Genomic DNA, 12,342 nt, shown 5'->3' with positions numbered 1-12,342 from the left:
AGGGCACCAGGCCGAAGCGCACCACTTCGTCGAGGCCCGGAACACCTCGGTGTCCACCCCCGCCGCGGAACGGGACGGACACCGAGGGCAGGCCCGGGGGCGGGCCTGCCCTCACCCGTACCGCTGGCCTGACCCGCCCGGCGCACCCGCTAGCGTCGACGCGTGCAAGACAAGCCCCACGGCACGGCCCGAGCGTCGTCCCCTCCGCCCATGCCCCCGCTCTTCGACTGGGACTTCGCTGCCGATCCCTATCCCGCGTACGCGTGGCTGCGCGAGCACGCCCCCGTACGCCGCACCGAACTGCCCAGCGGGGTGGAGGCCTGGCTGGTCACGCGTTACGCGGACGCCCGGCAGGCGCTTGCCGACCAGCGGCTGAGCAAGAACCCGGTGCACCACAGCGAGAGTTCGGCCCACGGCAAGGGCAAGGTCGGCATCCCGGGCGAGCGCAGTGCGAATCTGATGACGCACCTGCTCAACATCGATCCGCCGGATCACACGCGGCTGCGTCGTCTGGTCTCGAAGGCGTTCACGCCGGCACGGGTCGCCGAGTTCGAGCCGCGGGTACGGGAGTTGACCGGCCGGCTGATCGACGGCTTCGCGGCGCGCGGCGAGGCGGACCTGATCCACGAGTTCGCATTTCCGCTGCCCATCTACGCCATCTGCGACATGCTCGGCGTTCCCGCGGAGGACCAGGACGACTTCCGTGACTGGGCGGGCATGATGCTGCGCCATCACAAGCCGGGGCAGTCCGGACCGCCGCGCGGCGGCGTGGGCCGTGCCGTGAAGAAGATGCGCAACTATCTCGCCGAACTCATCCATCGCAAAAGGGAGAACCCGGGCGATGACCTCATCTCGGGACTCATCCGCGCAAGCGACCACGGCGAGCAGCTGACGGAGAACGAGGCCGCCGCGATGGCCTTCATCCTTCTCTTCGCCGGCTTCGAGACGACGGTCAACTTGATCGGCAACGGCACGTACACGCTGCTCCACCACCCCGAGCAACGCGCCCGTCTGCACAGGGCGGTGACGGAGGGGGACGAGGCGCTGCTGGCGACGGCGGTCGAGGAGTTGCTCCGCTACGACGGTCCGGTGGAGCTTGCGACCTGGCGTTTCGCGACCGAGCCGCTTGTGATCGGCGGTGCTCACATCGCCGAAGGCGAGCCGGTGTTGGTGGTCCTGGCGGCGGCCGACAGGGACCCGGCAAAGTTCGACGAGCCGGACATCCTGGACCTGGGGCGGCGCGACAACCAGCACTTGGGCTACGGCCACGGCATCCACTACTGCCTCGGAGCGCCGCTCGCCCGGCTCGAGGGCCGTGCTGCGATCGGTGAGCTTCTGAGGCGTCTGCCGGATGTACGTCTGGCCGCGGAGCCGTCCGAACTGCGGTGGCGCGGCGGTCTCATCATGCGCGGACTGCGCACGCTGCCGGTGGAGTTCACGCCCGAGGTGAGCGAGGCCCCCCGCGAGGTGTAACGGCTGTGACGGAACATCACAGGTGTGACCGCGACGTGATCTGCGTGACACAGCCTTGTGATGATGGGCTTTCGGAGCTAACTTCAGGCGGCAACTTCCTTGTCCCTAGGAGAGGTCCCCCCACATGCCGCCCTTGTTCTCCGGGAGCGGGCGCCACCGACGCCCCCGTCAGGCGCCCTCGTTCGTGGTCAAGGCGGGAGCGGCGGGAGTCGGCATCGCCATCCCGTTCCTCGGGGCGACTGCGGCGAACGCGGCGGACGCGGGGACCTGGGACAAGGTGGCCGAGTGCGAGAGCGGCGCCCTGTGGAGCGCCAACGACGACAACGGCTTCTACGGCGGGCTCCAACTCGACGAGGAGACCTGGGACGAGTACGGCGGCACCGAATACGCCGAGCGGCCCGACCTCGCCAGCCGCGGTCAGCAGATCGAGGTCGCGGAGAGGATCCTGCAGGCCGAGGGCCGTGACGCGTGGTCCGACTGCGCGGAGAACGCCGGGCTTTCAGAGGATTCGCCCGAGACCCCCGATCTCGACGGGGACGCCTCCGGCTCGGATTCCGAGGCTCCCGTCCCTGAACGCCCCTATCCCTCGGCGCCGTCGGACTCGGCCTCCGAGGACGGCACCGGCGGTTCGGAGGAATCCGGCGACGGTGACAGCGCCGGGTTCCCCGACAACGCGACGCAGCCGGCGCCTGATGAGTCTGCTGACCCGTCCGAGTCCTCGGATCCCTCGGAAGACCCCTCGGATTCGGACGAGTCTGCCGACTCGGGCTCCCCGTCCGGCTCCGAGGACTCCGACGAGGCCGCCCCTGAGGACTCCGGTGACTCCGCTGATTCCGGCGACTCCGGGGACTCCGGCGACGCGGACGAATCCGGCGACGCCGCGAGCCCCGGTGCGGACGCCGGAGACGACGGCTACTTGTGGGAGCCCGCTGACCCGATCGGCCCCGGCAGCGGCGGCCGCGAGGAGTCGGACGAGCACCCGTCCCGCGAGGACGACGACAGGGGTGACGCCGGCTCCGACGCTGAAGACCACCGCGTCTCCAAGGGCGAGTCGCTCTCCGGGATCGCGGACGAGTACGAGGTGCGCGGCGGCTGGGCGGAGCTGTACGAGCGCAACCGCGACGTCGTCGGCTCGGACCCCGACCTGATCCGGCCCGGCCAGGAGTTGAACCTCTGACACCCCTCCGGTGAAGGCCGGGCGAGCCCGCTGCTCCGATACGGACCGGCGAGGCCGCCCCATGTTTTCTTCCGCTCCCAAACAAAATACGTGACGTGCACGGCACTCCTGAGCTGGAGCTTCGCCTGCTGTTCCGCCGCCCGACACGACGGGCCGACCGGGGCACGCCCCCGCGCCCGTTAGGCTCTGGGGCAGCAATCCAGACACTTCACGAAGGAGACCCTCGTGCCGTCCATCGACGTCGTCGTAGCCCGCGAGATTCTCGACTCGCGAGGCAATCCCACGGTCGAGGTCGAGGTCGGCCTCGACGACGGCAGCACCGGCCGTGCTGCCGTCCCGTCGGGCGCCTCGACCGGTGCCTTCGAGGCACTTGAGCTCCGCGACGGCGACAGCGGCCGATACGGCGGCAAGGGCGTCGAGAAGGCCGTACTCGCCGTGATCGAGCAGATCGGCCCGGAGCTGGTGGGGTACGACGCCACCGAGCAGCGGCTCATCGACCAGGCGATGTTCGACCTGGACGCCACCGCGGACAAGTCCTCGCTCGGCGCCAACGCCATCCTCGGCGTCTCCCTCGCCGTCGCGCACGCCGCCTCCGAGGCGTCCGACCTGCCGCTCTTCCGCTACCTCGGCGGCCCCAACGCGCACCTGCTGCCGGTGCCGATGATGAACATCCTCAACGGCGGTTCGCACGCGGACTCCAACGTGGACGTCCAGGAGTTCATGATCGCCCCCATCGGTGCGGAGTCCTTCTCCGAGGCCGTCCGCTGGGGTGCCGAGACCTACCACGCGCTCAAGAGCGTGCTGAAGGAGCGCGGCCTCGCCACCGGCCTGGGCGACGAGGGCGGTTTCGCGCCGAACCTCGGCTCCAACCGCGAAGCACTCGACCTCATCATCGAGGCCATCCAGAAGGCGGGTTACACCGTCGGCCAGGACATCGCGCTGGCGCTCGACGTCGCCGCGTCCGAGTTCTACAAGGACGGCGTCTACTCCTTCGAGGGCAAGGACCGCACGGCCTCCGAGATGACGGACTACTACGCCGAACTCGTCGCGGCGTACCCGCTGGTGTCCATCGAGGACCCGCTGTACGAGGACGACTGGGAGGGCTGGCAGACCATCACAGAGAAGCTCGGCGGCCAGGTTCAGCTCGTGGGCGACGACCTGTTCGTCACCAACCCCGAGCGGCTCGCCCGCGGCATCGAGGACGGCGCCGCGAACGCCCTGCTGGTCAAGGTCAATCAGATCGGCTCCCTCACCGAGACCCTCGACGCCGTGGAGCTCGCGCAGCGCAGCGGCTTCAAGTGCATGATGTCCCACCGCTCCGGCGAGACCGAGGACGTGACCATCGCCGACCTGGCCGTGGCCACCAACTGCGGCCAGATCAAGACCGGCGCCCCCGCCCGCTCGGAGCGCGTCGCCAAGTACAACCAGCTGCTGCGCATCGAGGAGATCCTCGACGACGCCGCCGTGTACGCGGGCCGCAGCGCCTTCCCGCGTTACAAGGGCTGAAGGGCCGTCGCTGCGCCCGTCCCCGCCGCCGTTCCCGTACGGTGGCGGGGGCCCGGACCGGGCCCTGTCCGGACTGATCCGGGCGGGGTCCGGCGTATCGGCCACCAGGCTCACGGACAGCTGTCAGGGGACAGGGGAGGAACGTGCCCGCGGATCGGTTCTCCACCGCGACCAGGCTCAGGGCGCTCGGCACCCAGGCCGCCGAGCGTGTCTACCGCGCCAGGGGCCGCACGGTGCGCACTCCGCGCCGCAGCCGCCTCACCGGACGGGCCGCACTGCTCGCGTTGGTCGTCTGCTCCCTCGTCGTCGCGCTCGCCTATCCGATGCGTCAGTACGTCTCGCAGCGTTCGGAGATCGCCGAGCAGCAGCGTCAGGCGGAGCACGCCAGAGAACAGGTGAAGCGCCTGCGGGAGCAGCGGGCACGGTGGCAGGACCCGGCGTACGTCGAGCAACGTGCCCGGGAGCACCTGCACTTCGTGCGTCCCGGGGAGACCGGGTACACCGTCCGCGACGGTACGGGCGGTGCGCGCAGGCCGGCGGACCGAGACCCCGACCGCGCCTGGTACCAGAACCTCTGGGACGGCGTCGACAAGGCCGACACGGGCGGCTGACGCTGGCGCCTGTGCAGTCCGGGCCACCCCGGCGCACTCCGGCGTGCGGCTCCCCTCGGCACGTGAGCGCCACGCGAACGGGCCGCCCGCCGCGCGTCCGCACACCTCAGCAGGACTTCAACGACCCCCGCGGCAGCGCCGCGTGACCCTTCCTCACATCCGGAAAGAGCCCCGACACCGATGGACACGCCCCCGCCGCAGACCGAGCCCACGCCCCCCACGGACGCGGATGTGGCCGCGTTCCAGGAGCAGTTGGGCCGCCCGCCGCGCGGTCTGCGCACCATCGCGCACCGCTGCCCCTGCGGCCTGCCGGACGTCGTGGAGACGGCACCCCGGCTGGAGGACGGCACCCCCTTCCCCACGACGTACTACCTGACCTGCCCGCGTGCCGCCTCCGCGATCGGAACGCTGGAGGCGAGCGGGCTGATGCGGGAGATGACGGCGCGGCTGGCCGAGGACGAGGACCTGGCCGCTGCCTATCGCGCCGCGCACGAGGACTACCTCGCCCGCCGGGACGCCATCGAGGTGCTCAGCGGCTTCCCCAGCGCGGGCGGCATGCCCGACCGTGTGAAGTGCCTGCACGTACTGGTCGCGCACTCCCTGGTGGCCGGACCCGGCGTCAATCCGCTCGGTGACGAGGCGCTGGCGTTGCTACCCGAGTGGTGGGCCAAGGGCCCCTGCGTCTCTCCGTCCGGACAGGACGGGCAGCTCTCTGCGTCCCCGTCGGAGCCTGCCGGGAGCTGAGCCCGCGCGGTGCGGGGGCCGGGCCCTCAGTGGCCGGTGTGTGGACTGTGCGGTGCCTGTGCGCGCATACGCTGGGGTCCTTCCGTCGTGAGGAGAGCGCATGACCCGCGTCGCCGCCGTTGACTGCGGCACCAACTCGATCAGGCTGCTGGTGGCCGACGCCGACCCGGCCACGGGCGAGCTGAAGAGCCTGGACAGGCGAATGGAGATCGTCCGGCTCGGCCAGGGCGTCGACCGCACCGGACAGCTCGCGCCGGAGGCGCTGGAGCGCACCTTCACCGCCTGCCGCACCTACGCGCGGACGATCGAGGAACTCGGGGCGGAGCACCTGCGTTTCGTCGCCACCTCCGCGTCGCGGGACGCGAAGAACCGGGACGAGTTCGTGAGGGGTGTCGTCGACATCCTCGGTGTCGAACCGGAGGTCATCACCGGTGACCAGGAGGCGCAGTTCTCCTTCACCGGCGCCACCAAGGAGCTGAGCGGACGGCGCGACCTGGAGAAGCCGTATCTCGTCGTGGACATCGGCGGTGGCTCGACCGAGTTCGTGGTGGGTGACGAAGAGGTGCGTGCAGCGCGCTCCGTGGACGTCGGCTGCGTACGGCTCACGGAGCGCCATGAGCTCTCCGACCCGGTCACCCCCGCGCAGATCGAGGCCGTGCGGGCCGACGTCGCCTCCGCGCTGGACGAGGTGGAGCGGACGGTTCCGCTGGCGGAGGCCCGTACGCTCGTCGGCCTCGCCGGCACGGTCACCACCGTCGCAGGCATCGCCCTCGGCCTGGACTCCTACGACTCCGCCGCGATCCATCACTCGAGGGTCTCGGCAGTGCAGGTCCGCGAGATCGCGCAGCGGCTGCTCTCCGCCACCCACGACGAACGCGCGGCGATCCCCGTCGTGCACCCCGGCCGCGTGGACGTGATCGGGGCGGGCGCACTGGCACTGCTGACGATCATGGAACGTACGGGTGCCGAGGAGGTCGTCGTCAGCGAGCACGACATCCTCGACGGCATTGCCTGGAGCCTCACTTGAGCACGCCCGAACTCCTTTGAAAGGGCTCCGTGTGGCCCTGCGGAAGCCCTCCAGAAGCAGTCTCGTGAAATAATTCACTTGGAAAAGTGCCTCGTCGGACGCAGATCACACCCGTTCGGGGCTGATGTGAGGCACCGGCCGGGCCAGAGCTTCGAGAACGGCGAATTCCGGCCGGATCACGTCCGTGTTGCAGCCTCGGCGACATTCTCGTGGTGAAGACGATAAGTGCAGCTCACGGCCTGTGCCGCGGCCCTTCGAGGCTTGCCCGCCGGGTGGGGGCTCGACGGCCCCGGATGCGTGGCGGCGCAGTGTAGCAGGGGGTGGGGGGATGCTTGTGAAGCCCCTCACGAGGTCACCCCCCAGGCCAGGTGGATACTCGATGGCATGAGCACCACGGAGCGTCCCCGAATCCTCGTAGTGGGCGGCGGGTACGTCGGCTTGTACGCGGCGCGCCGCATCCTGAAGAAGATGCGCTACGGCGAGGCGACCGTCACCGTCGTCGACCCGCGCTCGTACATGACGTACCAGCCCTTCCTCCCCGAAGCCGCCGCAGGCAGCATCTCGCCGCGTCACGTCGTCGTCCCGCTGCGACGCGTGCTGCCCAAGGCCGAGGTCCTGACCGGTCGCGTCACCACCGTCGACCAGGACCGTAAGGTCGCCACGATCGCCCCGCTGGTCGGCGAGGCCTACGACCTGCCCTTCGACTACCTGGTCATCGCCATGGGTGCCGTCTCCCGCACCTTCCCGATCCCCGGCCTGGCCGAGAACGGCATCGGCATGAAGGGCGTCGAGGAGGCCATCGGGCTGCGGAACCACGTGCTGGAGCAGCTGGACAAGGCCGACTCGACCAACGACGAGGACGTCCGGCGCCGCGCGCTGACCTTCGTCTTCGTCGGAGGCGGATTCGCTGGTGCCGAGACCATCGGCGAGGTCGAGGACATGGCGCGCGACGCCGCCCGCTACTACCCGAACGTGCGACGCGAGGACATGCGCTTCATGCTCGTCGACGCCGCCCCGGGCATCCTCCCGGAGGTCGGTCCGAAGCTCGGCGAGTGGGCCCTCGAGCACCTCAAGAGCCGCGGCATCGAGGTCTACCTCAGCACCTCGCTGGAGTCCTGCGTCGGCGGTCACGTCGTCCTCAAGAACGGCCTCGAGGTCGACTCCAGCACCATCGTGTGGACGGCGGGTGTGAAGCCGAACCCGGCACTGGCGCGATTCGGCCTGCCGCTCGGCCCCAAGGGCCACGTGGACGTCGACGCCACCATGCAGGTCCGCGGCACGAACCACATCTGGGCCGCCGGCGACAACGCCCAGGTGCCGGACCTGGCCGCACGCAACGACGGACCGGCCTACTGCCCGCCCAACGCCCAGCACGCGCTGCGCCAGGCCAAGGCACTCGGCGACAACATCATCTCGGCGCTGCGCGGCTTCCCGCAGGGCGAGTACAAGCACGGCAACAAGGGTGCCGTCGCCGGCCTGGGTCTGCACAAGGGCGTCGCGATGATCGTCTTCGGCAAGACGAGGATCAAGCTCAAGGGCCGTCTCGCCTGGTACATGCACCGTGGCTACCACGGTCTGGCGGTGCCGACCTGGAACCGGAAGATCCGCGTATTCGCCGACTGGACGCTCGGCATGTTCCTCAAGCGTGAGGTGGTCTCTCTCGGTGCGATGGAGCACCCGCGTGAGGAGTTCTACGAGGCGGCCTCGCCCGTCACCGCAGCCGCCACGGAAGAGGCGGCGGCGGAGCGGAAGACCCGGGTGAAGGAGAGCCGGGCCGCCGAGCAGAGGGAAGAGGCCAAGGCGTCCTGACGCCGGACCTGTTGCGCCGCTGTGGCGCACCGTGCTGACGAGCGGTCAGCCGGGCCACAGGTCGAAGAGAGTTCCCGTGGAGGGGACGTCCGCCATCCGTGGTGCGGGCGTCCCCTTCGTCGTTTCCCGGCACTCTTTACGCGCAGTTGCCGGAACGACCCCTTCGCCGTCGGTGTGTGAGTCGGCATAGTTTGCACGACAATCGTGTTGCATGTACGGGGTTCCACCCCTTCCTTCACGGAGGTGTGTGCAATGACCGAAGTCGCGCCACGACTCACTGCGCTCGCCGAGCGGGTTCTTGGCGTTCCGCTTCCGATCCGTATTCGCGCCTGGGACGGCAGTGAAGCCGGTCCGCCGGGCGCTCCGGTCCTCCGCATCCGTCACCGGCGCGCGCTGCGCCGCATTCTGTGGCGGCCGGGCGAACTGGGTCTCGCCCGCGCATGGGTGGCCGGGGAACTGGACACCGACGGCGAACTGTACGAACTCCTCGGTCAACTGGAGGGCCTGCTCTGGGAGAAGGGCGAGGAGAGCGAGCCCTCACGCAGCGCTCTGGAGCTGGCCCGTGACCCGGACGTCCGTGCCGCGGTGCGCGAATTGATCTCTCTCGGCGGTCTGTTGCCCCCTCCGCCGCCGCCCGGTGAGGAGATCCGGCGCCGCGTCGGCATCCGTCACACGCGCGGCCGGGACCGACGGGCCGTCAGCCACCACTACGACGTGGGCAACGACTTCTACGAACTGGTGCTCGGCCCGAGCATGGTCTACTCGTGCGCCTACTGGGAGACCGAGGAGCCGGGCACCACACCCACTCTGGAGGGCGCCCAGCACGCCAAGCTCGACCTCGTCTGCCGGAAGCTGGCGCTGCGCCGGGGGCAGCGGCTGCTGGATGTGGGCTGCGGATGGGGCTCCTTGGTGCTGCACGCGGCGCGGGAGTACGGCGTACGGGCTGTCGGCATCACGCTCTCCCACGAGCAGGCGACCTACGCGCGTAAGCGCGTGGCCGAGGAGGGGCTGACCGACCGCGTGGAGATCCGCGTGCAGGACTACCGCGAAGTCCCCGACGGACCGTACGACGCCATCGCCTCCATCGGAATGGCCGAACACGTCGGCAAGGACCGCTACCGCCAGTACGCCGACTCGCTCCACGCACTGCTGAGGCCGGGCGGGCGTCTGCTGAACCACCAGATCGCGCGGCGCCCGCTGACGGACGAATCGGCCTACCAGGTCGACGACTTCATCGACGCCTACGTCTTCCCCGACGGCGAACTGGCGCCGATGGCACAGACCGTGGGAGTGCTGGAGGAGGCCGGCTTCGAGGTGCGGGACGTGGAGTCGCTGCGTGAGCACTACGCCCTGACGCTCCGCGCCTGGGTCGCCAACCTGGAGCGGGGATTCCGCCGCGCGGTCCGTTTCACCTCGCCGGGGCGGGCTCGCGTCTGGCGGCTCTACATGGCCGCCTCGGCGATGTCCTTCGAGCGGAACCGCATCGGCATCAACCAGATCCTCGCGGTCCGTACACCCGGCAGCGGCGACTCCGGTCTGCCGTTGCGCACCCGCGACTGGCGCGCGAGCTGACGAACAAGGGCCCGGCGGCTGTCCGGTGCTCTCCCGGGTGCGCGTCCTCGCACGCGAGAGAAAGCGGGGGCGGCCCCGGCCGTCGTCAGTCGTCCGTGTGACCGAGCACCAGCACCTGGATCGCCAGGACGGCCGCTCCGCGTGCCCAGTCGTGGAAGTCGGAGATCTTCGTCTCCAGATTCACGGGAGGCGCGAGGGGCGGCCGGTGCGCGGCGACGGTGTCGTGGACGATGTGGCCGGCCACGTCCACCAGCCCCACGCCCTCGCCCGCGAGGAGGATCTTCTCCGGCAGGGCGAAGTTCGCGATCTGGGCGATGAGGATGCCCAGCCCACGAGCCGCCTCGTCGATGATCCGGGTGGCGGCGGGGTGCTGCTTGCGAGCGAGGTCGAGGATCTCCTCGTAGTCGACCGGGCGGCCTGTGGCGGCGTGCATCTGGTATTCGATGCTCGGGATGGACAGCAGGGACGTGGCGCTTCCGCGCCGGCCGTGCGGGGTCAGCGGCCCGTTCGGATCGAGGATCCAGTGGTCTCCCGTCTCCTGCCAGGAGTCCGGTGAGGGGACCGGTTCGCCGCCGATGACCAGTCTGTATCCGATGCCGGCGCCGATGGTGAGGACCGCGAAGCGGTCCGTGCCGCGCCCCGCGCCGAACCAGGTCTCCGACTCGACCAGCGCCGCGACGTCGTTCTCCAGGACCACCGGGAGATCAGTGCGCCGCTCCAAGAGCTCCGCGAAGGGCACGTCCTGCCAGTCCAGGTACGGGGAGTCGACGATGACGGCCCGGTCGCGCACCGGCCCTCCCATGCCGACGCCGATGCCGGCGAGCTGAGGGAAGTCGACGGCGAAGGACCGCACGATCGAGTGAGCGGCGTCGGCGACGACCTCGGGGTCCTGCGACTTCAGCTCGCGGTCCTCACGGCGGACGACCGTGCTCTTCAGCGTGGTGACCACGCCGTAGACGGTGTCCCCGGTGACCTTCAGGCCCACGAAGTGCCAGGGGTCGGTGACGATGTCCAGGGGGCGGCCGGGGCGGCCCAGGCCGGCGACCGCGGCGGAGGGCGCGTGGACCTCCAGCAGCAGACCGGAGTCGATCAGCGGCTTGGCGAGGCGGGTGAGGCTGCCGCCGGACATGCCGAGCCGCCGTGCGATCACGCTGCGGGGGCTCGGTCCGTTGGTGAGCACCTCGATCGCCACTGCCCGCTCCGCGGGGGTCAGCGGGCGCCAGCTGGGGGCTGAACTGCTCAACCAGGGCCTCCGGAGCGGTAGTCGGGGCGGGCGGGGCGGAAGACGCCGGGCGTCGGCACGGGGTTGTGCGGGCCCTCGAAGGCGGCCGCGGATCAGCTTAGGCGACGTGTTCATAAGTTCCGTCCAGAACTATACAGGCCGGAACTTGTGGCCGGAATCGAGCTTCGGGGGCATTGAGCGATGCCTTGACACGTCTATAACTTCCGCGTAGAAGTAAGTCCCGTCGGGACGACAGATCCCGGAACCACGCGGACAAGGGGGTCTGCCCGTGGCCGTCACCAAGTCGGCAAGTGCGGTGCCACGCCGCGCGTCCGGCGACGCCCGAGTCGCCGCCGCCTTCATCGCCCCCGCGATGCTCGGCTATCTCGTCTTCCTCGTGTGGCCGACGCTGCGCGGCGTCTACCTCAGCTTCACCAGCTTCGACCTGCTGTCCTCGGAGAAGTGGGTCGGCCTGGACAACTACCGCAGGCTGGTCAACGATCCGGTCTTCTGGGACTCGCTCGGCGTGACCTTGCACTACGTGGTGGTCAACATCGGCGTCCAGACGGTCGTCGCGCTGCTGATAGCCGTGCTGATGCACCGCCTCACCAACTCCTCGCTGCTGCGCGGAATCGTCCTCGCGCCCTACCTGGTCTCGAACGTCGTCGCCGGGATCGTCTGGCTGTGGATCCTCGACACACAGCTGGGTGTGGGCAACGAGATGGTCGAGGCCCTCGGCTTCGATCGGATCGCCTTCTTCGGCGACGCGGCATGGGCGATACCGACCATCGCGCTCGTCAACGTCTGGCGGCACGTGGGCTATACGGCGCTGCTGATCTTCGCCGGGCTGCAGTCCATACCCTCCACGATCTACGAGGCGGGGCGCGTGGACGGGGCGAGCGAGTGGCGGATGTTCTGGGCCGTCACGGTGCCGCTGCTGCGGCCGGTGCTGTCGCTGGTCCTGATCATCACCGTCATCGGCTCGTTCCAGGTGTTCGACACCGTCTCGGTCACCAGCGACGGCAAGCCCGCCAACGCCACCAACGTGCTGCAGCTCTACGTATACGACCTCGCGTTCGGGCGCCTGCAGTTCGGATACGCCTCGGCGATCTCCGTCGCCCTGATGCTCGTACTGACCGTGATCACCGTCGTCCAGTACCGGCTCGCTCGTGCCGGGCAGTCGGACCTCGACTGAGAAGGG

The 12,342-nt window shown here is 69.9% G+C and carries 10 protein-coding genes; 9 read left to right on the top strand and 1 reads right to left on the bottom strand.

Annotation, left to right across the window (positions count from 1 at the left end; translation table 11 throughout):
• The first annotated feature begins 210 nt into the window (after window positions 1–210).
• The 8 genes from H5J26_RS08735 to H5J26_RS08700 all read left to right on the top strand — a co-directional run bounded on the left by H5J26_RS08735 (window position 211) and on the right by H5J26_RS08700 (window position 9,919).
• A complete protein-coding gene (locus tag H5J26_RS08735; protein ID WP_181765164.1) occupies window positions 211–1,473 on the top strand; it encodes a cytochrome P450 family protein in 1,263 nt (420 codons plus the stop codon).
• 124 nt (window positions 1,474–1,597) lie between these two features.
• Window positions 1,598–2,650, top strand: coding sequence for a transglycosylase family protein (locus H5J26_RS32120; RefSeq protein ID WP_181765163.1), 1,053 nt, complete (start codon window positions 1,598–1,600; stop codon window positions 2,648–2,650).
• A 225-nt stretch (window positions 2,651–2,875) separates the two neighbouring features.
• Window positions 2,876–4,156, top strand: coding sequence for a phosphopyruvate hydratase (gene eno / locus H5J26_RS08725; protein WP_181765162.1), 1,281 nt, complete (start codon window positions 2,876–2,878; stop codon window positions 4,154–4,156).
• A gap of 143 nt (window positions 4,157–4,299) precedes the next feature.
• Window positions 4,300–4,767 (top strand): FtsB family cell division protein, encoded by a 468-nt coding sequence (locus tag H5J26_RS08720; RefSeq protein ID WP_181765161.1) that lies wholly within the window; start codon window positions 4,300–4,302, stop codon window positions 4,765–4,767.
• Between the two features lie 180 nt (window positions 4,768–4,947).
• Complete coding sequence (locus H5J26_RS08715) at window positions 4,948–5,511, top strand: DUF501 domain-containing protein (protein WP_181765160.1); 564 nt, start codon at window positions 4,948–4,950, stop codon at window positions 5,509–5,511.
• Window positions 5,512–5,611: 100 nt separating this feature from the next.
• Window positions 5,612–6,538, top strand: a complete 927-nt coding sequence (locus H5J26_RS08710; protein ID WP_181765159.1) for a Ppx/GppA phosphatase family protein — start codon at window positions 5,612–5,614, stop codon at window positions 6,536–6,538.
• 384 nt (window positions 6,539–6,922) lie between these two features.
• A complete protein-coding gene (locus tag H5J26_RS08705; RefSeq protein ID WP_181765158.1) occupies window positions 6,923–8,347 on the top strand; it encodes an NAD(P)/FAD-dependent oxidoreductase in 1,425 nt (474 codons plus the stop codon).
• Between the two features lie 252 nt (window positions 8,348–8,599).
• A complete protein-coding gene (locus H5J26_RS08700) occupies window positions 8,600–9,919 on the top strand; it encodes an SAM-dependent methyltransferase (RefSeq protein ID WP_181765157.1) in 1,320 nt (439 codons plus the stop codon).
• 85 nt (window positions 9,920–10,004) lie between these two features.
• Here H5J26_RS08700 and H5J26_RS08695 read toward each other — a convergent pair whose 3' ends face one another.
• Window positions 10,005–11,162 carry an ROK family transcriptional regulator gene (locus H5J26_RS08695; RefSeq protein ID WP_181765156.1) on the bottom strand — a complete coding sequence of 386 codons (1,158 nt, stop codon included), beginning with the start codon at window positions 11,160–11,162 and terminating at the stop codon, window positions 10,005–10,007.
• A gap of 268 nt (window positions 11,163–11,430) precedes the next feature.
• On the opposite strand from H5J26_RS08695, the gene H5J26_RS08690 reads away from it, so the two are divergent.
• Window positions 11,431–12,336, top strand: a complete 906-nt coding sequence (locus H5J26_RS08690) for a sugar ABC transporter permease (RefSeq protein ID WP_309237841.1) — start codon at window positions 11,431–11,433, stop codon at window positions 12,334–12,336.
• Window positions 12,337–12,342 lie beyond the last annotated feature (6 nt).

The sequence above is a fragment of the Streptomyces albidus (ex Kaewkla and Franco 2022) genome (assembly GCF_013870515.1).
In the GTDB taxonomy this organism is placed as follows: domain Bacteria; phylum Actinomycetota; class Actinomycetes; order Streptomycetales; family Streptomycetaceae; genus Streptomyces; species Streptomyces albidus.
The sequence above is the reverse complement of the archived record's forward strand: the minus strand, read 5'-3'. Positions and strand labels throughout refer to the sequence as shown.

Coding starts and splice junctions, on each gene's coding strand:
- H5J26_RS08735 (WP_181765164.1), top strand. CDS start 211: ATGCCCCCGCTCTTCGACTGGGACTTCGCTGCCGATCCCTATCCCGCG.
- H5J26_RS32120 (WP_181765163.1), top strand. CDS start 1,598: ATGCCGCCCTTGTTCTCCGGGAGCGGGCGCCACCGACGCCCCCGTCAG.
- H5J26_RS08715 (WP_181765160.1), top strand. CDS start 4,948: ATGGACACGCCCCCGCCGCAGACCGAGCCCACGCCCCCCACGGACGCG.
- H5J26_RS08710 (WP_181765159.1), top strand. CDS start 5,612: ATGACCCGCGTCGCCGCCGTTGACTGCGGCACCAACTCGATCAGGCTG.
- H5J26_RS08705 (WP_181765158.1), top strand. CDS start 6,923: ATGAGCACCACGGAGCGTCCCCGAATCCTCGTAGTGGGCGGCGGGTAC.
- H5J26_RS08700 (WP_181765157.1), top strand. CDS start 8,600: ATGACCGAAGTCGCGCCACGACTCACTGCGCTCGCCGAGCGGGTTCTT.